The sequence below is a fragment of the Amycolatopsis bartoniae genome, assembly GCF_014191255.1.
GTDB classification, from domain to species: domain Bacteria; phylum Actinomycetota; class Actinomycetes; order Mycobacteriales; family Pseudonocardiaceae; genus Amycolatopsis_E; species Amycolatopsis_E bartoniae.
Genome location: NZ_JACHWH010000003.1, coordinates 221,943 through 245,411, shown reverse-complemented (window position 1 = coordinate 245,411; position 23,469 = coordinate 221,943). Strand labels below are relative to the sequence as shown.

Annotated in this window: 24 protein-coding genes; 10 read left to right on the top strand and 14 right to left on the bottom strand. The window is 69.7% G+C overall.

Annotated elements, in window-relative coordinates:
- The first annotated feature begins 31 nt into the window (after positions 1-31).
- Positions 32-1,561, top strand: a complete 1,530-nt coding sequence (locus FHX82_RS17825) for a long-chain-fatty-acid--CoA ligase (protein ID WP_308431596.1) — start codon at positions 32-34, stop codon at positions 1,559-1,561.
- 189 nt (positions 1,562-1,750) lie between these two features.
- Here the strand turns inward: FHX82_RS17825 and FHX82_RS17820 are convergent, their stop codons facing one another.
- The 10 genes from FHX82_RS17820 to FHX82_RS17775 all read right to left on the bottom strand — a co-directional run bounded on the left by FHX82_RS17820 (position 1,751) and on the right by FHX82_RS17775 (position 10,341).
- Positions 1,751-2,623, bottom strand: coding sequence for an SMP-30/gluconolactonase/LRE family protein (locus tag FHX82_RS17820; protein ID WP_145932897.1), 873 nt, complete (start codon positions 2,621-2,623; stop codon positions 1,751-1,753).
- Complete coding sequence (locus FHX82_RS17815) at positions 2,616-4,184, bottom strand: class I adenylate-forming enzyme family protein (protein ID WP_145932898.1); 1,569 nt, start codon at positions 4,182-4,184, stop codon at positions 2,616-2,618. Before FHX82_RS17815 ends, FHX82_RS17820 begins: the two co-directional genes overlap by 8 nt.
- A 10-nt stretch (positions 4,185-4,194) precedes the next feature.
- A complete protein-coding gene (locus tag FHX82_RS17810; RefSeq protein WP_229881074.1) occupies positions 4,195-4,569 on the bottom strand; it encodes a Zn-ribbon domain-containing OB-fold protein in 375 nt (124 codons plus the stop codon).
- A complete protein-coding gene (locus FHX82_RS17805) occupies positions 4,566-5,714 on the bottom strand; it encodes a thiolase family protein (protein WP_145932899.1) in 1,149 nt (382 codons plus the stop codon). The genes FHX82_RS17810 and FHX82_RS17805 overlap by 4 nt, the downstream gene beginning before the upstream one ends.
- A gap of 84 nt (positions 5,715-5,798) precedes the next feature.
- Positions 5,799-6,461: a GntR family transcriptional regulator gene (locus FHX82_RS17800; RefSeq protein WP_229881077.1), complete on the bottom strand. Its 663-nt coding sequence runs from the start codon at positions 6,459-6,461 to the stop codon at positions 5,799-5,801.
- A gap of 47 nt (positions 6,462-6,508) precedes the next feature.
- Entirely contained in the window at positions 6,509-7,528 is a 1,020-nt protein-coding gene (locus FHX82_RS17795; protein WP_145932901.1) for a CaiB/BaiF CoA transferase family protein, read from the bottom strand.
- 11 nt (positions 7,529-7,539) lie between these two features.
- Positions 7,540-8,265 carry an SDR family NAD(P)-dependent oxidoreductase gene (locus tag FHX82_RS17790; RefSeq protein WP_145932902.1) on the bottom strand — a complete coding sequence of 242 codons (726 nt, stop codon included), beginning with the start codon at positions 8,263-8,265 and terminating at the stop codon, positions 7,540-7,542.
- Complete coding sequence (locus FHX82_RS17785) at positions 8,262-8,777, bottom strand: hypothetical protein (RefSeq protein ID WP_145932903.1); 516 nt, start codon at positions 8,775-8,777, stop codon at positions 8,262-8,264. The genes FHX82_RS17790 and FHX82_RS17785 overlap by 4 nt, the downstream gene beginning before the upstream one ends.
- Positions 8,774-9,928: a thiolase family protein gene (locus tag FHX82_RS17780; protein ID WP_145932904.1), complete on the bottom strand. Its 1,155-nt coding sequence runs from the start codon at positions 9,926-9,928 to the stop codon at positions 8,774-8,776. Before FHX82_RS17780 ends, FHX82_RS17785 begins: the two co-directional genes overlap by 4 nt.
- Positions 9,925-10,341 carry a Zn-ribbon domain-containing OB-fold protein gene (locus tag FHX82_RS17775; protein WP_145932905.1) on the bottom strand — a complete coding sequence of 139 codons (417 nt, stop codon included), beginning with the start codon at positions 10,339-10,341 and terminating at the stop codon, positions 9,925-9,927. Before FHX82_RS17775 ends, FHX82_RS17780 begins: the two co-directional genes overlap by 4 nt.
- A gap of 195 nt (positions 10,342-10,536) precedes the next feature.
- On the opposite strand from FHX82_RS17775, the gene FHX82_RS17770 reads away from it, so the two are divergent.
- The 6 genes from FHX82_RS17770 (at position 10,537) to FHX82_RS17745 (ending at position 17,514) form a co-directional block, all read left to right on the top strand.
- On the top strand, positions 10,537-12,033 hold the full coding sequence (locus FHX82_RS17770) for an aldehyde dehydrogenase family protein (RefSeq protein WP_145932906.1): 1,497 nt from the start codon (positions 10,537-10,539) through the stop codon (positions 12,031-12,033).
- Positions 12,034-12,061: 28 nt separating this feature from the next.
- A complete protein-coding gene (locus FHX82_RS17765) occupies positions 12,062-13,177 on the top strand; it encodes an NDMA-dependent alcohol dehydrogenase (protein WP_145932907.1) in 1,116 nt (371 codons plus the stop codon).
- A gap of 60 nt (positions 13,178-13,237) precedes the next feature.
- Positions 13,238-14,533, top strand: a complete 1,296-nt coding sequence (locus FHX82_RS17760; RefSeq protein ID WP_145932908.1) for an MFS transporter — start codon at positions 13,238-13,240, stop codon at positions 14,531-14,533.
- A 62-nt stretch (positions 14,534-14,595) separates the two neighbouring features.
- Entirely contained in the window at positions 14,596-16,011 is a 1,416-nt protein-coding gene (locus tag FHX82_RS17755) for an MFS transporter (protein ID WP_145932909.1), read from the top strand.
- On the top strand, positions 15,998-16,777 hold the full coding sequence (locus tag FHX82_RS17750; protein ID WP_145932910.1) for an alpha/beta fold hydrolase: 780 nt from the start codon (positions 15,998-16,000) through the stop codon (positions 16,775-16,777). Before FHX82_RS17755 ends, FHX82_RS17750 begins: the two co-directional genes overlap by 14 nt.
- Positions 16,771-17,514: an SDR family NAD(P)-dependent oxidoreductase gene (locus tag FHX82_RS17745; RefSeq protein ID WP_145932911.1), complete on the top strand. Its 744-nt coding sequence runs from the start codon at positions 16,771-16,773 to the stop codon at positions 17,512-17,514. The genes FHX82_RS17750 and FHX82_RS17745 overlap by 7 nt, the downstream gene beginning before the upstream one ends.
- A gap of 150 nt (positions 17,515-17,664) precedes the next feature.
- Here FHX82_RS17745 and FHX82_RS17740 read toward each other — a convergent pair whose 3' ends face one another.
- Positions 17,665-18,273: a TetR/AcrR family transcriptional regulator gene (locus FHX82_RS17740; RefSeq protein WP_145932912.1), complete on the bottom strand. Its 609-nt coding sequence runs from the start codon at positions 18,271-18,273 to the stop codon at positions 17,665-17,667.
- 143 nt (positions 18,274-18,416) lie between these two features.
- On the opposite strand from FHX82_RS17740, the gene FHX82_RS17735 reads away from it, so the two are divergent.
- Positions 18,417-19,448 carry a ketopantoate reductase family protein gene (locus tag FHX82_RS17735; RefSeq protein ID WP_145932913.1) on the top strand — a complete coding sequence of 344 codons (1,032 nt, stop codon included), beginning with the start codon at positions 18,417-18,419 and terminating at the stop codon, positions 19,446-19,448.
- A 105-nt stretch (positions 19,449-19,553) separates the two neighbouring features.
- Here the strand turns inward: FHX82_RS17735 and FHX82_RS17730 are convergent, their stop codons facing one another.
- Entirely contained in the window at positions 19,554-19,952 is a 399-nt protein-coding gene (locus tag FHX82_RS17730) for a winged helix-turn-helix transcriptional regulator (RefSeq protein ID WP_145932914.1), read from the bottom strand.
- A 134-nt stretch (positions 19,953-20,086) separates the two neighbouring features.
- Between FHX82_RS17730 and FHX82_RS17725 the strand changes: the two genes are divergently transcribed.
- Together FHX82_RS17725 and FHX82_RS17720 are read left to right on the top strand one after the other, a co-directional pair.
- Positions 20,087-21,040 carry an NADP-dependent oxidoreductase gene (locus tag FHX82_RS17725; RefSeq protein WP_145933031.1) on the top strand — a complete coding sequence of 318 codons (954 nt, stop codon included), beginning with the start codon at positions 20,087-20,089 and terminating at the stop codon, positions 21,038-21,040.
- Between the two features lie 30 nt (positions 21,041-21,070).
- Positions 21,071-21,391, top strand: a complete 321-nt coding sequence (locus FHX82_RS17720; RefSeq protein ID WP_145932915.1) for an NIPSNAP family protein — start codon at positions 21,071-21,073, stop codon at positions 21,389-21,391.
- Positions 21,392-21,457: 66 nt separating this feature from the next.
- Here the strand turns inward: FHX82_RS17720 and FHX82_RS17715 are convergent, their stop codons facing one another.
- Entirely contained in the window at positions 21,458-22,291 is an 834-nt protein-coding gene (locus FHX82_RS17715; RefSeq protein WP_145932916.1) for an SDR family NAD(P)-dependent oxidoreductase, read from the bottom strand.
- A gap of 135 nt (positions 22,292-22,426) precedes the next feature.
- Entirely contained in the window at positions 22,427-23,305 is an 879-nt protein-coding gene (locus tag FHX82_RS17710) for a helix-turn-helix transcriptional regulator (RefSeq protein ID WP_145932917.1), read from the bottom strand.
- Positions 23,306-23,469 lie beyond the last annotated feature (164 nt).

The following is a 23,469-nucleotide window of genomic DNA, read 5'->3' as shown; positions in this document are numbered from 1 at the left end:
ACCTCGCCGACCCCGATGGAAAGGACCGACCGTGAACCTCGCCATGAACCTGGTGGCGATCGCCCGCTCGCAGCCGCGGCATCCGGCGATCAAGCTGGACGACCACGTACTGGACTACGCCGCACTGCACGCCGCCGCCGCGGCCGTGGCCGGGGACCTGCGCGAACGTGGGGTCGAGCCGGGCGACCGGGTCGGGCTGATGGTGCCGAACGTGCCCGCCTTCCCGGTCCTGTTCTACGGCGCGCTGCTGGCGGGGGCGATCGTCGTCCCGATGAACCCGTTGCTGAAGTCCCGCGAGGTCGAGTACTACCTGCGCGATTCCGGGACGAAGATCGTCTACAGCTGGGACGGAGCCGGTGAAGTCGTGCCCGAGGTCGCGAAGGCCATGGGGATCACCGGAATCGCCGTGCCCGCGACCGGACCCGAAGGTCTCGGCGGCACGCCACTCACCGAGCCGGTCGAGCGCGCCGGCGACGACACCGCCGTGATCCTCTACACCTCCGGCACCACCGGGCAGCCCAAGGGCGCCGAGCTGACCCACCACAACCTGGCGTCGAACGCCGCGACCACGGCGGAGACGTTGATCGAGATCACCGCCGACGACGTGATCATGGGCTGCCTGCCGCTGTTCCACGTCTTCGGCTTGACCTGCGGGCTCAACGCCGCCGTGCGCGCCGGCGCGACCTTGACCCTGATCCCGCGGTTCGACCCGGCGAAAGCCCTGGCCGTGGTGGCCAGGGACCGGGTGACCGTGTTCGAGGGCGTCCCCACCATGTACGCCGCGATGCTGCACAGCCCTGGTGCGGCGGACGCCGACCTGTCGTCGTTGCGTGCCTGCGTCACCGGCGGCTCGGCGATGCCGGTGGAGATCCTGCGCGCCTTCGAGGAACGGTTCGAGTGCGCGGTGTTCGAGGGGTACGGGCTCTCGGAGACCTCCCCGGTGGCCTCGTTCAATCAGCCCGGCTCCCCGCGCAAACCCGGCACCATCGGCTTCCCGGTGCGCGGCTGCGAGATGCGCGTGGTGGACGACGACGGCGCGGACGTCGCTGTTGGTGAACCCGGGGAGATCGCGATCCGCGGCGAGAACGTGATGAAGGGCTACTGGAACCGGTCCCAGGCCACGGCCGAGGCCATCCCCGACGGCTGGTTTCGCACCGGCGACCTCGCCACCGTCGACGCCGACGGCTACTACACGATCGTCGATCGCAAGAAGGACCTCATCATCCGCGGCGGCTACAACGTCTACCCACGCGAGGTCGAGGAAGCCCTCTACGAGCACCCCGCGGTGGCCGAGGCCGCGGTGATCGGGATCGAGCACCCCGATCTGGGCGAGGAGATCGGCGCCGCGGTGGCGCTCAAGCCCGGCGCTACCGCGGACCCGGCAGAGCTCCGGGACTTCGTGCGCGACCGTCTGGCCGCCTACAAGTACCCCCGGTCGATCTGGCTCGTCGACGCGCTCCCCAAGGGACCCACTGGCAAGATCCTCCGCCGCTCTGTCGAAGCCCCGGGAGAAGAGGCCGCCCCGGCAAAACCCACGTCGGACGAATTCCGGGGAACGTAGCCGAATACCGGGTGCGCGGCCCACCGGCTGGTGCTTCCAGCGCGTATCGCGCCGCGGCGTCTCCGCCGGCGCGAGCAGACCGAAGAACCCGAGCTTCTTCATCTCGTCGATGAGCTCGGCCGGGTTTTCGATCGTGTGCTCGGCACCGGCCACCGCGGCCGTGGCGGACCACTCCGGCCGGTCACCCGCTCAGGCCCGCCGGGCTTCGAAGCTCCTCGACGCGGCGGGCACGAGGTGCCGAGGACCGTTGGCGACGTCATCCAAGGCCAGCACCCGGCCTCCCTTCGCCGCGGTGACGACGAGGGTGTCGCGTGCCGGTCCGGCGAAACAGAGATTGGTGGGGAAGGTGCCCTCCGGAAACCGGATGGGGGTGAGGGGGCCGCCGTCAGCGTCGGTCACGGCGATCTGGTCCGCATCGGGCAGGGCCGCGTAAAGCCGCCCCTCGGCGTCGAAGGCGAGCCCGTCGGGCCCGCCCGGGAGTTCGGCGAAGACACCGGCACGGCGCAACGCACGCCCGTCCCAGCGGTAGCGCAACAGACGGCGTTCCCGGGTGGCGGCAACGAACAGCTGGACGCCGTCGAGGTCGAAGGCCAGTCCGTTGGGGAAGTCGATGCCGTCGGCCAGCACCTCGAGGCCGCCGCCGCGCGGATCGTAGGCGTACACCTGCCCGGGGCCTTCCTCGTGCGGGCTGCCGGGATCGGTGAACCAGATCCGCCCGTCCGGTCCGCACACAAGGTCGTTGGGAGCACGCAGACCGGTGCCGACCGCGTCGAGGACCGTGTCACCGAGGAGGGTCTGCAGTCCGGGGGCGGCAGCTCGCCGCGAACTGCTGCGCCGCACCGATCCGCCGTTCTGGGCGACCCACACCCTGCCGTGCTCGTCCGCTGCCAGGCCGTTGGGACCTCCGCCGGTTTCGATCCGGCGCACGACGGCCCCGGTCCGGTGGTCGAGTTCGAGGACCTGGCCTCGGGACACACTCGTGACCAGCAGGCGTCCGTCGCTTGTCCACAAAGGTCCCTCGGTGAAGCCGATACCGCTTGCCAGCAACCGGATCTCAGGCATCGAACACCTCCCGCAGCTTGAGCTTGCTGACCTTGCCGGTGTCGGTGAGCGGCAGGTCGGGCCCTGCCATCAGCACGAACCGGGCCGGCACCTTGTAGCTGGCCGCGTTGGCCCGGATGTGGGCGGTCACGTCGGCGATGAGACCGTCCCGATCGGCGCCGGGGTCGCGCGGCACCAGAACACAGGCCATCACCTCGTCGCCGCCGGTACCGGGCACGCCCATGACGAACGCCTGATCCACCGCGGGATGATCGACGAGAACGTCCTCGACCTCGGCCGGAGCGATGTTGATCCCCTTGATCTTCATCATCTCCTTGCGGCGGCCCGCGAAGTGCAGCCGGCCGTGCTCGTCGAGCGATCCGAGGTCTCCGGTGCGGAACCAGCCGCCGGGCCGGAACGCCTCGGCGTCGAGGTCGGGCGCGTCGAGGTAACCGTCGATGACCGCGCCGGACAGTTCGATTTCACCGGTAACGCCGGCGGGGCACGGTGTGCCCGTGTCGCTGACGATCCGGATCCGCTGTGTGGGCAACGCGGTGCCACAGGTGTGCAGCTTGACCTCGACGGGGTCCAGCGCGTCGCTGACCGCGGAGTGGCCGTAGGCCTCGGTGAGCCCGTACATGCTGCAGATCTGGCTGACCCCGAGTTCCTCCAGGACGAGACGCTTGTCCTCCGCGGTGAAACCGGTGGTTCCGGTGCGCAACGACGAGATGTCCCGTTTGCCGAACGAGGGCGCCGACAGCAGCGCGCGGGTCGTCGGCGCCAGTCCGCAGTAGACAGTGCAGCGCTCGCGTTCGATGAACTCCAGCGCGGCTTCACCGTCGAGCCGCTCCTGCAGGCACAGGGTCGTGGCGTGGGTGAGGGCAACGGGCAGGGCGTTGGCCGTGCCCAGGCCGAAGAAGAACGGGGCGGAGATCCACAGCCGGTCGCCGGGGCGCAGGTGCTGGCGGCGGCCGATCTCCCGGGGGTTGGCGACCAGCGGACCGTGCCGCAGCGGGACCGGTTTGGGTTTGGCGGTGCTGCCGCTGGTGAACAGGATCGCGGCCAGGTCGTCCGGCCCGATCGGCACCTCCACGGGTGCGCCCGCGGGCAGCGCCGGAGGCAGTCCGGCGCCCGGCGGCCAGGTGAGCGCGCCCAGGTAGTCGCGACGCGACTCGCCGAAGATCTCGCCGTAACCGGCGTCGGCGAGGTCGGCGAGAACGTCACGGCCGAACAGCTTGGCATCGGTCACCACGGTGCGCAGGCGGGCGCGTTCGATGACGTACGCGTACTCGGACGACCGGTACCACGTGTTGATCGGGACCGCGACGAGCCCGGCCAGCTGGGCGCCGAGCGTCGCGGTGAGCCAGCGCAGTCCGTTGGGCAGCAGCACGCCCACGCGATCCCCCGGCCGCAGGCCCGCGGCGGCGTAACCCGCCGCCATCCGCTCGCAGGAGTCGAGCAGGGCGGCGAAGGTGGCGCGGCCGTCGGCGGCGACGACCGCCTCGTTGTCGCCGAAATGCGCGCCCAGCGCGCGCAGCACGCCCGGAAGGGTGTTCTGGTTCAGTAGTCGGTAATGCTCCACAATGGACTCCTCAGGCCGGGTCGAAGCGCACCAGCGCAACGCCGTTCGCGCGCTCGAACCTCGCTCGGACCGGCATGCCGACGTGCACGTCGCCACCGGTGACAGTGCTGATGATCTTGACGCCTTCGGTCAGCTGCACGACCGCCACCGTGTACGGCGGTTGTGGCCCCGGTGGCGGGAAATACGCTTTGCGGAACACCGCGAACGACCACACGGTCCCGGTGCCCGCTGCGGTGAACCAGTCGATACCGCCGGACACGCGGCAGTGGGGGCACACCGGTTTGGGCGGAAACCGGGACCCACCGCACACCCGGCAGCGCGCCACGCGCAACTCTCCGGCTTCGAGCCCGGCGAAATGCGTTCCCAGGCCGGTGTCGGCGGTCACGGCCGGTTCCCGTACACGACGGAGGACACCAGCGGCGCGGCGCAGGCGTACTGGATGTGAGTCGCTCCCGGGATCTGCCGGGCCCCGCAGTCGCCACGCAGCTGACGGACGGCTTCGACGGTGAGGCCCCATCCCTGAAGGTAGCTCTCCGACAGGTGCCCGCCGGAGGTGTTGACCGGAAGTTCGCCGCCCAGGCCGATCCGGCCGTCCTGGATCCAGCGCCCGGACTCGCCCGGCGGGCAGTAGCCAAGCCCCTCCAAGGTGAACAGCACGGTGGGGCTGAAATTGTCGTAGAGCATCAGACCGTCGATGTCGGCGCGGTCGCGGCCGGCCTGGCGCAACGCGGCGGCTCCGGCCTCGCCGATCGCCCCGGCCCAGAAATCCTCGGGCGGGAAATCGGAACCGAGGAACTGCGCTCGCTGGGCGACACCGAGGACATAGACCGGAGGATTCGGCAGATCTACAGCGGCCTCGGCCGTCGTGAGGATCACCGCCACACCTCCATCGTTGATCAGGCAGTAGTCGAACAGGCGCAGCGGTTCGACGATGTAGCGAGACGCCAGGTAGGTCTCCAGGTCCAGCGGCCGGCGCAGGACGGCCGCGGCGTTGTGGGCGGCGTGCTTGCGGAAGGTCAGCGCGACCTCGGCCAGCTGTTCCTCGGTGGTGCCGTACAGGTGGCGGTGCCGTTGGAACATCAGCGCCGAGAACGCCCCCGGCGAGGTCATTCCGTAGGGCCGGGTCAGCTCGGGCGCCGTGCCATAGCCCTCCCCCGCGGCGGTGTACCCCGCGCCGCCGGCGCCGTACGTGGCTCCACCCGAGCGGCCGTTGTTGCCGTAAACGAGGGCCACGGTGCGGCACTCCCCCGTCCGGACGGCGTTGACGGCCAGCGCGATCGCCGCGCCGCACATCCGTCCCTCGGCGGGCAGTTGCACGGACCACTGCGGCTGCAGGCCGTACGCCGAGGCGAACTGCTCATAGCCGCTGACCCGGATCGCGACCAGCCCGTCGATGTCGCGCACGGTGAGGCCGGCGTCCTGCAACGCCTCCCGCAGCGCCCAGCCGGCAAGGTCATCCGCGGAGAGACCGGGCATTTTCCCGAACCGGGTCGTCCCTACTCCGGCGACGGCCGCCAGTGGCCTGCCCATGCCGACTCCTTCGTCGATTGGATATTTTATCATATATATGTACGAAGGTCAGGTTCGGCTTTCGCTGCCCACACGAGTGGCGCCTCAGAACGCGTCGTCGGCGAGGACGCCCTTGGTGCGCAGTGTCCGCACGACGTAGTCACCTTCGCCGCGGACGTGCTCGCGGCTGGCGGCATCGGCTGCCGCGGCATCTCCCGACCGCAGCGCCTCCAGGATCCGGGCGTGCCCCGCGTTCGCTTCGGGTCCGCCGCCGGAGGGCGCCTCGTAGACCGAGCGAGGGAGGTTGCGCGACAGCTGCCGCAGCACCGACAGCAGTCTCCTGCTGCCTCCCGTCTTGTTGATCAGGGTGTGGAACTCCCAGTTCAGGTCGTGGAGCTCATCGGCATCAGTGCTGTGCAGCATCTGCTCGTGCAGTTCGTCGAGCTTGCGCAGCACGGGCTCGGTGATGCGGGTGGCCGCGCGCGCGGTCGCGAGACCCTGGACCATCCCGTAGATGCGGTAGTGGTCCTCGATGTCCTCCTGGCGGATCGGCACGATGAACGTGCCGCGGTGGGCCTCGGTGTCCACCAGGCCTTCGGTTTCGAGGGTGATGAGGGCTTCGCGGACCGGCAGCCGGCTGACGCCGAGCTCGGCGGCGATCGCGTCCTGCGGCACGCGCTGCCCCCGTTCGAGGGTGCCGTCGAAGATGCGCTCGCGGATGTGGGCGGCGACTTCGTCGCTGGTGTTCCGCCGCCTCGGTCGCGCCACCCTGGCCATGTCACCCCGTCCTCGCGTCGCCGTCACCGAATACTTTATCAAGCCTCTCCCTCCGTGGTGAGGCTGAAGCGGGGACCAGGCCCGGGCTCCACCCGGCCGGCACGCGTCCGCAGCGTCGCACGCGCCATCAGGTGCGGGTCGGCGCTCGCCTCGGCCATGCTGAGCACCGGGGTGACACAGGCGTCGAGAGGTGCGAAGGTCTCCGCCCACTCGTCCCGGGTCCGGCCGGCGAATATCCCGGCGAACAGCTTCTTCGTGGCCGGCCAGGAGGTTCGGTCCCACTGATCGGGCAGCTGGACGGGATCGAGACCGAGCGCCCGGACGAGCCGGTCGTAGAACTGCGGTTCCATGCTGCCCACCGCGACGTACTCGCCATCGGCGGTTTCGTAGACGTCGTAGAAGGGTGCACCGGTGTCGATGTCGTTGGTACCCGGCTCGGGCTGCCACCGGCCGTCGGCGACGCGCTGCCAGATGCCCGACATCAGCAGGCTGACCCCGTCGATCATGGCGGCGTCGACGACCTGACCGCGACCGGTGGCATCGCGCTCACGCAGCGCCGCCAGCACACCGAAGGCCAGCAGCATCCCGCCGCCGCCGTAGTCCCCGACGAGGTTGAGCGGTGGGACGGGTGCCTGTCCCCGGCGGGCGATGGCACGCAGGGCGCCGGTGAGGGCGAGGTAGTTGATGTCGTGCCCGGCCTTGGCGGCCAGCGGTCCGGTCTGTCCCCAGCCTGTCATGCGCCCGTAGACCAGGCGCGGATTGAGATCGAGGCACACCTGTGGTCCGAGGCCCAGTCGTTCCATGACGCCCGGCCGGAAGCCTTCGATGAGCACGTCGGCGGCGTCGATCAGTTCACGGGCCCTCGCGAGACCGTCGCCGGATTTCAGGTCGAGGCCGACGGCAGTGCGCCCGCGGTCGAGGATCCCGCCGGTCCGCTCGGCTCCCGGCCGGTCGACGCGGACGACGTCGGCACCGCCGTCGGCGAGCATCATCGCGGCGAAGGGCGCCGGGCCGAGCCCGGCGAACTCGACGACACGCAGCCCCTTGAGTGGTCCCATCTGCGTTCCTCTCACGCCGGTTGCCGGTAGGGATCGCCGATGCTGCGGCCGCCGCACACGACGAGCACCTGTCCGGTGACGTAAGAGGCACCGGCGAGGTAGGCGACCGCGTCCGCGACGTCGTCGGGACGCCCGGCGCGGCCGACCGGGATGGCCTCCAGGGTGCGCTCGCGGATCCGGTCCGGCAGGCCGTCGGTCATCCGGGTGGCGACGAATCCGGGCGCGACGCAGTTGGCGGTGATGCCCTGGCGGGCGACCTCGAGCGCGAGCGCACGAGTGGCACCGACAAGGCCGCCCTTGGCGGTCGAATAGGCGGTGGACCCGAAGGTGCCCAGCCAGGCGCGGGAGGCGATGTTGATCAGCGCGCCCCCACCACGGTGCGCCATGGGCCCGAGCAGCAGCCGGGTCAGGGCCAGCGGTCCCAGCAGGTTGATCGCGAGCAGGCGGCGGAACAACGCCGGGTCGAGCCTGCCGATGCGGGCATCTTCGAGCACGCCGGCGCAGTTGACCAGGATATCCACGCCGCCGAACTCCTCGACGCAGGCCGCGGCCACCGCGGTGCGGGAGGCCGCGGAGCTGACGTCCAGGACCATCGGCCGCGCTTTCGGCCCGATCTCGGCCGCCGCCGCGGCGGGGTCGAGGTCCGCGACGACCACCATGTCGGCGTCCCGGGCGAGCCGCGCACAGATGCCCTTGCCGATGCCGCCGGCGCCGCCGGTCACGAGCGCGATCTTCATGGCCGCAACCTCCCCAAACCGCTGCCCGCGGTCACGTAGATCTCCTGTCCCGTCACGGCGGCCGCCTCGATCGCGAGCAACGCGGCAACCTGGTGCGCGACCGCGGTTTCGGCGCCGTCCGCGTACAGCACCGTGTTCACGGCGATGTCGTCCCGGGCGAGTTCGATGGCCAGCGTCCGCGCCATCGACAGGATCCCCCCGGCGACCGCGCCGGCGGCGGTGGCGTGCGGGCGGCCCAGTGCGGCCTCGGCCGGCAGCAGGAACAGCAGCCTCCCGGATCCGGTCAGTCCGGGCAGCAGCCGCTGCACCTCCGCCAGTACGTCGCCGAGCACGTCCCCGATCCCGGTGTCGAGCAGCTCGTCGGAAAGCGCTTCCAGATCGCGGTCCCCTGGCAAGTCCGGCACCAGGCACGCGGCGGGCACCGCCGAGTCCACGGTGGACAGTGCGGCCACGAGTGCCTGAGCACCGTGGCCGCCCCACACGTGCACGCCGGTGGTCACCTGACCGGTCATCGAGCCATCACCAGTGTCGTCACCGATCCTCCGTCCGTACCGTTGACCGTGCCGCCCTTGCAGTAGCTCAGGCCGACACGAGCGCCCTCCACCTGGCGGGCGCCGGCGCTCCCCCGCAGCTGCCAGGTCAGCTCGCACGCCTGGGCGACGCCGGTCGCGCCGACGGGGTGACCGCGGGACAGCAACCCCCCGCTGGGGTTGACCGGCAGCTTCCCGCCGAGCGCGGTGTGCCCGGCCTCGGTCCAGGACGCGCCTTCGCCGCGCGGGATCAGGCCGAGCCCTTCCATCCGGACGATTTCCGCGATGGTGAAGCAGTCGTGCATCTCCACCAGGTCGATGTCCTCCGGGCCGACGGCGGTGAGCTTCCAGGCCTCCTCGGCCGCGCGCCGGGAGACGTCCTCCTCGTTCACGTCGCCGGTGCCGGGCCGCACGCTGCCGCTGACAAGGGCGCAGCCCAGCATGCGGGGCACGGACGTGCTCAGCCCGAGACGGCGCAGCCCGGCCGGGCTGCACAGCACCATCGCCGCGGCCCCGTCCGAGATCGGGCTGCAGTCCAGCAGCCCGAGGGGTTCCGCGATGGGACGCGCGGACAGGACCTCGTCGAGGCTGACCGGGCGCTGGTAGTGGGCGAACGGGTTGTGCACCGAGTGGGCGTGATTCTTCACCGCCACGGCGGCGATCTGCTCGCGGGTCGCGCCGTGGTCGGCCAGGTACCGGCGGGCACTGAGCCCGTGGCCGGCGGCCATGACGTAGCCGACCGCCGCGTCCAGGTCGCCAGGGTCGGGGCGGACACCGCCGGACACCCGGTCGGTCATCTTCTCGACGCCGACCACGAGCGCGACGTCGTGCAGCCCGGCGGCCAGCGCCACCCAGGCCTCGCGCAGTGCCGTCGCGCCGCTGGCGCAGTAGTTCTCGTGGTTGGACACCGGGCGCCCGTCCAGCCCGAGCTGCGCCGCGATGCGCTGGCCGGCGACCGGTCCACCGAAGACGTGCCCGACATAGACCGCGTCGATGTGGGACAGCTCGGCCCCGGCGTCGGTGAGCGCCGCGCGCGCGGCACCCACGGCCATGCGCTCGAGGGTCACCTCGACCGGGTGCTTGCCGAACCGGATCATGCCGGCGCCGGCGACGTGAGCGGGGGCGAGACTCATGCCGCCACCTCATTCCCCGCGCGGAACCGGTAGCCGACCAGGTCGGCACCCTCGGCGTCCTGGCCGAAGGGCGTCAGTTCCAGGTGCACGGGCAGCCCGATGGTGACCTCCTCGGGTGCCACCCCGCTGATCTGCGCGAGGATGCGAACACCTTCCGGGAGATCGACGTACGCCAGTACATACGGCACGGCGATTCCGGGCGGTGCTTGCCGGACGACAGTGAAGCTGTACACGGACCCGGCGGGCGAGAGTTCGGTCTCCGTGGTGGCGCCCGCGGCGCGGCAGCCGGGACAGAACTCCCGCGCCGGGAACGAGACCGTGGCACAGCGATCACAACGGGACCCGAGCAGGCGTGGCGGCGCCAGCTTCAGCAGGCCCTCCCGGAACGGACGGGCCGCGGCGACGGCGGGCATCAGAACCTCCAGCAGTCATCGGTAGATAGGCAGACCGTACAGGTTTGATACATGATCAGACAAGCCGTGCGAACGAAGAAATACTTCTACCAGCGATAACAGCGAATTATGAACTTCTACTGGACATCAGACGTGGGGCTAACGTAGCCTCCGTCACAGCAAGTTGTATCAAATATTGAAGAGGATGAGACGCAGATGTCAACGACGACACGTGCCCACGGCCTTGCTCCCGTCGTGGCCTCCCGCCTCGCCGCGGCACCGCACCTGTTCATCGACGGGGAGCGCCGCGAGGCTCTGAGCAGCCGGACGCAACCGGTCATCGATCCAGGCACCGGAACACAGATCGCGACCACAGCCTGTGCCGGACCGGCCGACATCGACGCGGCGGTCGCCGCCGCCGTACGGAACCTGGACCCCGCCTCGGAGTGGCGGCGGATGACTCCCCTGGAGCGCGGACGGATCCTGTCCCGCATCGGCGAAGCCATCTATGCGCACGCAGACCAATTCGCCGAACTCGAAGTGCTCGACGGGGGCAAGGTCCGGGGCGCGGCCCGCGCGATCGACGTCGAGTTCGCCGCGCGCACCTTCCTCTACTTCGCGGGCTGGCCGAGCAAGATCCAGGGGACGACGGTGCCCGTCTCCCACCCCGGGATCCACGTGCGGACCGAGCGGGAACCGGTCGGGGTGGCCGGGATGATCACCGCGTGGAACTTCCCGCTGCTGCTGTGCGGCTGGAAGATGGCGCCGGCGCTGGCGGCCGGTTGTCCCGTGGTGTTCAAGGCGTCGGAAGAAACCCCGCTGTCCGCGCTGTGGCTGGCCGAACTGGCCAGTGAGGCCGGGCTGCCGGACGGCGTGCTCAACGTGGTCCCTGGTCACGGCGCCGAAGCCGGGGCCGCCCTGGTGTCGCATCCGGACGTGCGCAAGCTGTCGTTCACCGGCTCGACCGCGGTCGGGCGGCAGATCGCCCGGAGCGCCGCGGATCTCGTCAAACGGGTCACCCTCGAACTGGGCGGCAAGAGCGCGAACATCATCTTCCCGGATGCCGACCTCGACGCCGCCGTCGCGGGGTCGGCGGGCGGCATCTTCTGGCACTCCGGGCAGACGTGCAGCGCCCCGTCCCGGCTGTTCGTCCACCGCGACATCCACGACGAGGTCGTCGAAAAACTGCTGTCCGAGGCCGCCGCGCTCACCATCGGGCACGGCCTGGACGAGGGCGTCGATTTCGGGCCGCTGGTCAGCCAACGCCAGCTGGAGCGGGTGCGCGGCTACGTCGAGCGCGCCGCCGCGGACGGCGCGAAGGTGCACCAGGCCGGCGAACTCCCGCCCGGCGGCGGGTTCTTCTTCCCGCCGACGGTGATCGCGGGCGTTACCGACGAGATGGAATGCGTGCGGGAGGAGATCTTCGGCCCGGTCGTGGTCGTGCTGCCGTTCGACGACGCCGACGAGGTCGCCCGCCGCGCCAACGCGAGCGACTACGGCCTCGCGGCCGGCGTGTGGACCGGCAGCGTCGCCACCGAGCACGCCATGACCCGCGCCCTGCGCGCCGGAACCGTGTACGTCAACGGTTGGGGGCTCACCGACCCGGCCGCGCCGTTCGGCGGCTTCGCCCAGTCCGGCTACGGCCGGGACCTCGGCCCCGACAGCCTCGACGGCTACCTCGAGACCAAGTCCGTGTGGACCTTCCACGGCTGATCCCCCGACGACCAACGGAGAAACAACGATGAAGACCCGCGCCGCTGTCCTGACCGGCTACCACACACCCTTCGATGTCAGGGAGATCGAACTCGACGAACCCGGCCCGAACGAAGTCCTGCTGAAGGTCTCGGCCGCCGGACTCTGCCACTCCGACCTGCACATGATCGACGGCGACAACGTCGTGCGGTTCCCGATCGTCGGCGGCCACGAGGCCGCCGGAATCGTGGAGCGCGTCGGCCCGGGCGTCACCCGGGTGGCCGAAGGCGACCACGTCGTCTGCAGCTTCATTCCCAGTTGTGGCAAGTGCCGCTACTGCTCGACGGGGAAACAGAACCTGTGCAACATGGGTGCCACGATCCTCGAAGGCAGCATGCCGGACGGGACCTTCCGGATGCACGACGCCGAACTCGGCGACATCGGTGCGTTCTGCATGCTCGGTGCCTTTTCCGAATACGCGACCGTCTCCGAGCTGTCCTGTGTCAAGGTCGACGACTGGCTGCCGCTGGACAAGGCGGTACTCGTCGGTTGCGGGGTCCCGACCGGCTACGGCAGCGCGGTCAACGCCGGCGAAGTACGGCCGGGCGACACGACGGTGATCTACGGCATCGGTGGAGTCGGCATCAACGCCGTGCAAGGCGCGGTGCACGCGGGCGCCAAGAACGTCGTCGTCGTCGACCCGGTCGCGTTCAAACGGGACACCGCACTCGAGTTCGGTGCCACCCATGCCTTCGCCACCGCCGACGAGGCCGCGGCCGCGGTGCGCGAGCTGACCTGGGGCGAGGGTGCGGACCAGGCCATCTGCGTGGTCGGCGTGATGACCGAGCAGGTCATCGCCGACGCCTTCGCCGTCATCGGCAAGGGCAGCACCGTGGTGGTGACCGGTGTGGCGAACCCGGAGAACCTGACCGTGCACGTGTCCGGTTCGGACCTCGTGTTCAACCAGAAAACCATCAAGGGCACGCTGTTCGGCTCGTCGAACCCGCAGTACGACATCGTCAAGATGCTGCGCATGTACGACGCCGGGCAGCTGAAGCTCGACGAGCTGATCACCGCGCGCTACTCCCTGGACGAGATCAACGAGGGTTACCAGGACCTGCGCGACGGCAAGATCATCCGCGGCATCATCGACTACTCCAAGTAACCCCCGGTGTGGCCGGAGGGGGCCGGCGACACCACGACACTTCTGCACTGGAGCCCATCGATGCGCTCTCCAGCCACCATTGTCGTGGCCACCCTCATCGGCAACTTCACCGAATGGTTCGACTTCGCCGTCTACGGCGCACTCGCCGTCACCCTCGGCCGCGTGTTCTTCCCAGGCGGCGACGCGGTCGCCTCCCTGCTGGCCTCCCTGGCCGTGTTCGGGATCGCGTTCGTGTTCCGCCCCCTCGGCGGCGCCCTGCTCGGCTCGTTCGGCGACCGGAGGGGCCGCCGGGCCGCCCTGTCCGTGGCGGTCGTCGGGATCAGTGGCGCCACCACCCTGATCGGCGTGCTGCCCGCCTACGCGGCGATCGGCTTCTGGGCGCCACTGCTGCTCGTCCTGCTCCGCTGCGTCCAGGGCCTGTCCGCGGGTGGCGAGTGGACCGGCGCGTCCGCGTTCCTCGCCGAGTACGCACCCCCGGGCCGGCGCGGTTTCCGGGCCAGCCTGATCTCCGCGTCCGGTGGACTGGCCATTGTGGCCGGTACGGGATCAGTGCTGCTGCTGCAAAGCCTGCTCACCCCGGCGGAGATGCAGTCGTGGGGCTGGCGACTGCCGTTCCTGCTCGCCGCACCGCTCGGACTGATCGGCCTCTACCTGCGGTTGCGGCTCGACGAGACCCCGGTGTACCGGCAACTGCGGGAACGCGACCAAATCGCGGCCACACCGGTGCGGACGGCACTCAGAACCGAGCGTTCGACGCTGGTCCTGGCTTTCGCGTGCGCCTCGGTCACCGGCGTCGGCTTCTATTACCTGGCGACATATTTCACGACCGCGATGTCGGCTGGAGGCCAGCAGAAGGCCGCCTTGACGGTCAGTTCGGTCGCCCTGCTGTTCTACGCTGCGATCTGCCCGCTGGCCGGCGCACTGTCCGACCGGATCGGGCGGCGCCGGGTCTACGTCGGCGGGGCGCTCGCCCATGCCGTGCTCGCCGTCCCGGTGCTGCTGCTGGTCGGCTCGGGTCAACCGGGGCTGGCCCTCCTGGGCATGTGCCTGTTCGCCATTCCGCAGGCCGGCCTGAACGTCATGTCGTCGATCGTGCTCGTGGAACTCTTCCCCGCCCGCACCCGTTCCAGTGGCTCGGCGCTGGCTTACAGCCTGGGCGTCGGTCCGATCGCGGGCACCGCGCCGCTGGTCGCCGCCGCACTGGCGGCTGTCACGCGCACGCCTGTCGCACCGGCCCTCTATCTCGCCGCCATCGCCCTCATCGTCGGGCTCGTGCTGGCCTGGCGACTGCCCGAGACGGCTGGCCGATCGCTGGCCGAATCCGCGAGCCACCCCACCGCGGCAGTCACCCGCTGACCCGTTCGCCCGCGCGACCCGGCGCTGCCGGGCATTCCCTCCTGCGCTCCTGGAGGTTCACCATGTCCACCGACGCCCACATCCTCACCCGCCTCGAACGGCTCCCGATCGGCCGTCCGCAGCTGGGCATCCTCCTCGCGGGTGGCCTCGGCCACCTCTTCGAAGCTCTCGACATCGTGATCATCGGCTTCATGCTCCCGCACCTGAAAACGGAGTTCGGCCTGAGCAACGGCCAGGTCGGCCTGATCGGCGGCGCCGCACCGGTCGGCATGATCGTCGGCGCCCTGTTCGCCGGCCTGGTCGGCGACCGTTTCGGACGCAAGAAGGTCATGCTCTACGCGCTCCTGCTGTTCTGTGCCGCATCGATCGGGCTGGCGTTCGCGAACGGGTTCGCGTTCGTCATCGCCGTGCGGATCATCGGCGGCCTCGGGGCGGGTGCCGAGGCGGCGATCGTTTCGCCGTACATCTCCGAGTTCGCCACGGGGCACAACCGCGGCCGGTTCGTCAGCGGCGTCACGCTGTTCTTCTCACTCGGCAACGTCGTCGCCGCGGTACTGGGCTCGTTCGTCGTGCCGCTCCACGACGGCTGGCGCATCACCGCCGTGGCCTGCGGACTGCCCGTTCTGGTCCTCTTGTGGTGGCGACGGTCCCTCCCGGAGTCGCCGCGCTGGCTGCTCGCCCAGGGTCGCGTCGCCGACGCGGACGCCGTCGTCAGCCGCCTGGAGGAGCGCGTGATCGCGGCGCGGCACGGTACCGCGCTGCCGCCCGTTCCGCCGGACGCCGCTGTCGCGCCGGCCGCACCGCCGTTGTCCAGGTCGCCGCTCGAGGTCTGGCGCAACGGACTCGCCCGCGTCTCGGTGGCCACCTGGCTCGGCTCGTTCGTGTTCCTGTTCGCGTTCTTCGGGTTCTTCACCTGGATGCCCTCGCTGTTCCTCGAGATCGGCATCGATCCCGGCATCGCCGCCACCTACAGCTTCCTGTTGTTCGTCGCCCAGCCCATCGGGTACCTGGCCGCGATCTTCGTCAGCGACCGCTTCGAACGGCGCACCCTGCTGGTGACGTTCTTCGGCTTCGCGACCGTGGCGTCGCTCGCCCTCGCCATGGTGCCGCGGGACAGCGTCGCCCTGCTGTTCATCGGCATGACGTTGTCCATCTGCATCACGTGCATCTCCGGCATCGTGTACCCCTACTGCTCCGAGGTCTACCCCACCGCGATCCGCGCGACCGGTGCCGGGTTGGCCTCCACGGCGGGCAATGCCGGTGGCCTCGTCGCACCGGTCGTCATCGGGTTCGCCTTCGGCACCATCGGTTTCGGCGGGGTCTTCGCGGCCATGGCGGCATTGCTCGCGGCCGGCGCGATCGTGATCCGCGTACTCGGCCCGCGTGTCACCGGCAAGACCCTCGAACAGGTCTTCGCCGACGAAACCACCTCCGGCCCCGCGCCCTCCCGGACAGGAGAAGTCCATGCAGGACAGTGACATCCTCGATCGCGGTGCCGGTCCAGCCCTGGTGTTCAGCCACGGCACGCTGCTGGACCGCACCATGTTCGACCCGCAGATCGCGGCATTGAGCGACCGCTACCGGACCATCGCCTACACCAGCAGGGCGGGCACGTCCCGGTACGGAACCGAACGGTGCCTGGACGATCTGGTTTCCGACTGTCTCGACGTCGCCGACGGCGCGGGCGTCGAGAGGTTCGTGCTCGTGGGCATGTCGGTGGGCGGGTTCATGGGCATCGAACTCGCGCTCAAACATCCCCACCGGCTCGCGGGCCTCGTACTCGTCTCGTCCATGGCGGACGCGTACACCGCCGAAGAGCGTGCACAGTTCGGGGAATTGCTCGAACCGATGAACACCGAGGAGCCGATCTCCGCGGAGTTCGCCGCGGCGTTCGTCCCGGTGATCTTCGGCCCGCGCACGATCGAAGAGAACCCGGCCCACGTTCAGCGCTGGGTGACCAAGTGGCGCGCTCGCCCGTCCCGGTCCGTCTGGGGCGAATACCGATCCTGGATCGACCGCGAGGACCGGCTCGCCAGGCTCGGCGAAATCACGGTGCCCACCCTGATCATCCACGCCGAGGACGACGGCGGCATCCCGATCGCCCGCGCCGAGGCCATGCACGCCCGCCTGCCGCACTCAACGTTCGTGCGCGTCCCCGGCAGCGGGCACCTCGTCACCGAGGAACAACCCGGCGCTGTCAATCAGGCACTGCGGCACTTCGTAGAAGGGATGGCACCATGGTGAACCACGAACTGGACGGGCAGGTCGCGATCGTGACCGGCGGCGCACGCGGGATCGGTGCCGCGATCGTGCGCGCACTGACCGGCGCCGGCGCTACGGCGGTGATCGCCGGTGGACGCGACACCGACGGAAAGGCCCTCGCCGGCGAACTCGGGGACCGTGCGGCCTACGAACGCCACGACGTCGGTTGCGAACAGTCCTGGGACACGCTCCTGGAGCGCACGACCGAACAATTCGGTCCGCCCACGATCCTGGTCAACAACGCCGGGATCTACCGCCCGGGCGCCGACGTCACGGACACGACGCCGGAGAACTTCGACGAGCACTACCGCGTCAACCAACGCGGCACGTTCCTGGGCATGCGGACCGCCGCAGCGGCGATGAAGGACTCCGGCGGCGGGGTGATCGTGAACATCTCGTCGATCGCGTCGCACCGCCCGTACCCCAACCAGATCGCCTACTCCACGACCAAGTGGGCGGTCCGGGGCATGACGAAATGCGCGGCGGTCGAACTCGGCGCCCACAACATCCGGGTCAACTCGGTACACCCGGGCTTCATCGACACCACCATGCTCGACGCCATCACCGACGAGTGGAACGCGCAAGTCATCGCCGCCACTCCGCTGGGACGCCGAGGTCTGGCCGAGGAGGTGGCGGCGACCGTGCTGTTCCTGGTTTCGCCCGCGGGTGGATTCATCACGGGTGCCGAGTTCGTTGTGGACGGTGGTCTGGCGTCTTAGTGAAGTGGCGCGGGGGCATCTTCCGCGCTGGAGGCCGGTCTCGCGGAGCCCGGGCACCCGGCCGTCCAGCACGCTCCCGGCTGTTCAGCCGAACCGGTTACGTGCTCTGGTGGCCGTCCGCGCGGCAACTCGGTTACCGCGCCCGCGCGCTCAGGTGGCGGCGGTTACCTGAGCGTCGCCCAGTGCCATGTCGTACCCAAGAGCGCTCCACGCCGTGGCGAGGATGTGAGGCTGAGCCTGTAGCGGGGTGGCTGCGGGGGCGTGGTCCGGCGTGGCGACGGCGAGCGTGCACAGGGCCCCCAGTGATCCGATCACCCGGCACCAGCGTTCGAGGTCTCCCAGCCCGGGTCCTGGCAGGCAGAACGTGCGACAGACGTCCTCCCCGAGCCGGTCAAGCCCGCGTTGCAGGTGCGGCTCCTCAAGAGGTGTCGTGAACGCGGACACGAGGGTGATGTAGCCCGGCCGGCGCAGCGCCAGATCGGTCAGCGCGGTGAGGGCAGCCGCGTCTCGCGCCGGTCCGCAGGAGAGGTCGCTGACCGAGTGCAGGACGACGCGGGTCTGGCTTTCGCATTGCTGGATTGCCCGCTCGATCAGAGCGTCCTTGCTGGTGAAACGGTTGAGGATCCCGGCCTTGGAATACCCCGTGGCATCGGCGACAGCCTGGATCGAGGTGCCTTTCACCCCTCGACGGGCCAGCAGCCCAGCGGCGATGTCGAGTAGCTGGTCGTCGATCTCCTCCTTGGAGGGCCGGATTCTCATGCGGTCAACCTAGCGCGAGCTGACCACCCCCAACCTCACCTGACCACATCGGTAGTATTCTGACCGAATCGGTCAGCTGGAGCGTGGCTGCGTCCGCGCAGCACCCCGCGGTCGTGCCCCCGCACTCGACAACAGGAGCACTTATGCCCAGCAGCACATCGCCGATCCCCACCGTCTTGATCGTCGGAGCCGGGGCGATGGGCATCATGTCCGGCTACCACCTGCAGCTGGCCGGCGCGGAGGTGACGTTCCTGGTGCGTCCCCAGCGCGCGGAGAAGCTGTCACGGCCCCAGCTGCTGTACTCCTACGACGACGTGAGCGTGCAGCCCTTCTCCGGCTACCGGGTTCTCTCGGATGTCACCGAGGTCGGCGACCGCGCCTACGACTACATCATCGTCACCCTCGACGGCGCCTCCGCACGGTCCGCCGAGGGCACTGCCATGCTGAGCGACCTGGGCAACGCCGTCCGCGACACCTCTGCCGTCGTCATCATCGGCGGCATCGGCCTCGGTCTGCGCCGGCACTGCCTCGACACACTCGGCATCGACGAGGAACGCGTCATCAGTGGAGCGCTCTCACTCCTGGCCCACCAGGTCGCCTCCGCGAACCTTCCCATCCACCCGCCCACCGACCCCGCGCTTCTGGCTCAGGCCGACCTGGCCTACCGCACCCTGCCCACGGGAAGCTTCACGGTCGAGGACAGGTTCCCCGCCGTCGCCACTCGCTTCAAGGCCCTCTACGACGCCTGCAGCGTGTCGCACTGCGACATCGTCGACCACCGCCAGTTCCCGGCCCAAGTGGCCATCGTCTTTCCGGTCTTCGCAGCGTGCGAGCTGATGGGCTGGCCCCCTGCGGCACAGTTCAACGACCACAAGGACACCTGGAACCTCGCCGTCGACGCAGTCCGGGAAGTCGTTTCCCTCGACGAGTACCGCCCCGCGGGTCAGCCCACGGGCAGCGAGTTCCTGACGCACATGATGGCCGCCGCCGAGGAGCAGGCCCTGCCGCTGGACGTGAACGCGTTCAACGCCTTCCACCACGGCGGCAAGGTCGCCCAGCAGGACCTGGAACTGCTGCAGGACCACGTCTCCGCCGGAGAGCGCGAGGGCAAGCCCATGGTGGCGCTCAGGCAGCTCATTGCCGAACTGACAGCGTTTCGCCAGCAGGCCGCCTGACAACCACACCCCCTGGCCCAGCCATGAGCCTGCCCGATCTCGTCCGTGGCTACGAAGGTGTCAAGGGTGGACATCCACAGTGGACAGTGGCGTTCCGTGGCGACGTCACGGGGCCGCTGTCGTCTCGCTCGCGCAGGCAGCGGCCGGGGCGGCGGTGTTGTCGATGTTGTCCTCGACCCAGGTGCGCAGCATCCGCAACGGTACGGCGGCATTGCGCCCGAGCCCGGTGAGCGAGTACTCGACGTGCAGGGGCACGACCGGGTAGACCGTGCGGTCGACCAGGCCGAACTCCTCCAGGCGGCGCAGGGTCTGGGTCAGCACTTTCGGGCTGACTCCCTGCAGGAGCCGTTGCAGCTGCCCGAACCGCTGCGGGCCGTCCTCGAGCGCACCGATGGCCAGGGCGGACCACTTGTTCGCCAGCAGGTCCAGCAGCGCCCGGCACGGGCACTGCGACGCGTAGACGTCGTGGTCGGAGTGCTGCCCCGTCAGGCACGATGTCGTCATCCGCAAGCCTCTCACCTGGATGCTTCCCATGGGGAAGTTCTAGCCCTTGCGGGTAACTATAGCCCTGCGGATATGTTCGGGACGTCAAGGTGCAGACCACGAACCCAGGGAGAAAACCCGTGTCCGACTCATCGATGCGCGCCGTCGTCCAGCACGCCCTCGGCGGTCCCGACGTGCTGTCGGTGCAGCAAGTTCCCCGCCCCGAGCCGCTGCCGACCGAGGTCCGGGTGAAAGTGCACGCAGCCGGCGTCAACCCGGTGGACTGGAAGACCCGCGCAGGCGACGGAATGGCGGGGGTGCTCGGCGAGCCTCCGTTCATCCTCGGCTGGGACATCTCCGGAGTCGTGGACAAGGTCGGCTTCGGCGTCACGACCTTGAAGGAGGGCGACGAGGTCTACGGCATGCCCTGGTTCCCGCGGGCCGCGGGGGCCTACGCCGAATACGTCACCGCCCCGTCACGGCACTTCACCCGCAAGCCCTCGACCCTCAGCCACGAGGAAGCCGCGGCCGTTCCGCTCGCCGCGCTCACCGCGTGGCAGGCCCTGACCGACACCGCGCACGTCCAGCCCGGGCAGCGCGTGCTGATCCACGCCGCCGCCGGCGGGGTCGGTCACCTGGCGGTCCAGTTCGCCCGGCACCTCGGCGCCCACGTGATCGGCACCGCCCGCAGCGGCAGCCACGGCTGGCTCACCAAGCTCGGCGCGAACGAACTCATCGACTACACCGCCGTCCGGTTCGAGGACGCGGTCGCGGACGTCGACGTCGTGCTCGACCTGGTCGGCGACCACCACGAAAACACCAGCACGCGGTCGTTGGCAGTGCTACGCCCCGGCGGGCTGCTCGTCGCCGTTCCCGCGGGCGTGTCGCCCGAACTGGCCGCCGCGGCGCAGGCGAAGGAAAAGCGAGTCACGGCGTTCCTGGTCGAGCCGGACGGGCCGGCACTCGCCACCATCGGGGACCTGATCGACTCCGGCAAGGTCGTCGTGGAAGTCGAAGACATGTTCCCGCTCGAACAAGCCGCCGCCGCCCACACCCGCGGCGAGTCCAACCGCACCCGCGGCAAACTCGTCCTGCGGGTCGCTGCCTGAACCGCCACCACGAGAACCGGGGAGTGTCCGATGTTCTATGAGATCCGCCGCTACCAGGTCCAGCCGGGACGCCGCGACGAATGGGTCCGCTACATGGAGGACGTCGTCATCCCGTTCCAGCTCGCCCAGGGAATGTCCGTCACGGCGTCGTTCGTGGACGAGGAAGACCCGGACGGCTACGTCTGGATCCGCCGCTTCCAGGACGAACAGGAACGAGCGGCCCTGTACGCCAACGTCTACGGCAGTGACCGCTGGCGGAACGAGATCGACCCGAAGGTGAAGAGCTTCCTGCTCGTCGACCAGATCAAGGTGACCAGGGTCGTGCCCACGCCGACATCCGGGCTGCAGTAGCCGCGCGCGCGGGTGTGTCCGCGGCAGAAGACGCGGACACACCCGCACGAGAATCCGGCGACCTGGCTACCCGTTGTGCGCGGTGGCCGCGGACTTCTCCCGCCACCTCGCCACCTCGTCGCGCCGTTGCGCGATCTTGACTTCCAGGCGGTCGAGGGCATCGCGACCCAGTGGCAGGTGCGTGGGCAGCGTGTCCTGACAGGCGACCTCGTAGATCAGGGCGGCACCCTTGACCGGGTCGCCGAGCTGGGTGTGGTTGGCCTCCCCGGCCCACTCCAGCGTGGCGTGCGCGGGAGTGCCGTCATAGGCGGCGATCCGGTGACCCGCCACCGACAGCGAGGACCGGTCGAGGAAGTCGGTACGGAACACCCCGGGCTCGACCACCATGCTCTGCACACCGAACGGCGCCAACTCCACCGACAGGGCCTCGCTGATCCCGGCCACGGCGAACTTCGACGCACTGTACACGCTCACCCCGGGCTCGCCCTCGAAACCGGAGCGGGAACCGATGTGCACCAGCTTGCCACCACCCCGGGCCCGCATGACCGGCAGCACCGCGCGAGTGACGTTGATCAGACCGAACACGTTGAGATCGAACAACGACCGCGCCTCCGCGTCGGTGACCTCCTCCAACGCCCCCAGCAGACCCCGGCCCGCGTTGTTCACCAGCACATCAATACCCCCGAAACGCTCAACCACCGACCGCACCGCAGCCGGAATATCCCCGGTCCGAGTCACATCCAGCGCGACGGCGAACACACGATCGGAGTTCCGGAGATCGGCCGGCAGCCGGGCCGGGTCACGCACCGCAACCGCAACGTTGTCACCGCCCGCCAGAGCCGCGCGAGCGATGTCCGCACCGAGACCACGCCCCGCACCAGTAATGAACCACGTCGACATGAGTGTCCTTTCAGGATTTCCGGGTGAAACTGTTTCCACCGCTCACCCCTGCCACTCAACCAACCCAGGACCACGAAATGGGGCCCGGACAAGGCCCTGGCCATCCGGGGACAAACCGGGCCACCCAGGAAGATCTCAGCGGGTGTCGACCGAGACGTCGCGCTGTTCCTGGTCATGCCAGTGGGCCAGCAACCGCAACGAGGTATCCGACGCCGAACCCGGTTCCGTGGTGTAGACGAACAAGGTCTGATCCCGGTCGCCGGCGGGGTGCAGGGCCTGGTACTCCACGGTCAGCTCACCAACCAGCGGATGGCGATAGGCCTTCGTCCCAGTGGTGCGCCGATGCACCTTGTGGTCCGGCCACCACCTGCGGAACTCCTCCGAATGGATGGACAGCTCCCCGACCAGAGCCGACAACTGCGGATCATGCGGGTACCGCCCGGCATCCAACCGCAGCATCGCCACCGTGTCCGACGCCACCGCCGCCCAATCGGCATACAACTCCCGCGCGTGCGGATCGAGGAACACAAACCGGGCCTGGTTACGCCGCGACGCGGGCAACGCACGGAACTCCGTGATCAACGCCCCGGCCAACCGGTTGTGCGCCAGCACATCCAGCCGCCGGCCCAGCACAAAAGCCGGGCAACACACCTCCTCCAACGTCTCGATCAACCGCAGAGTCGCCGGATCCACCCGCTGCGGACGCGCACGGCGCTGGCGCCGCGCCGGTTCGGAACGGGCCAGGTCGAACAGGTGCTGCCGCTCGGCCTCATCCAGCCGCAACGCCACCGCCAAAGCATCCAGCACCTCAGCCGACGCGCTACGACTACGACCCTGCTCCAGCCGCGTGTAATAGTCCACACTGACCCCCGCCAGCCGCGCCAACTCCTCCCGCCGCAAACCCGGCACCCGACGACGTGTCGACTCCTGCCCCAAACCCACCTGCTCCGGGCTCACCCGCGCCCGGCACGTACTCAAAAACTCCGCAAGCCCCGAACCATCCCTCACGCTCATACCGAACCAGTCTGCCCACCCACACCCCCGGGCAACCGCCCCGAAGGTGGCCCATCTTGTCCCCCGCTGCGCACGGCTGCCACTCAGTGGCAGCCGGGTGTGGTGGCTCGGCGGGTGAGGTGATGACAATCGCGGTGGAACGATCCGTACAGAGTGGGAGGTCC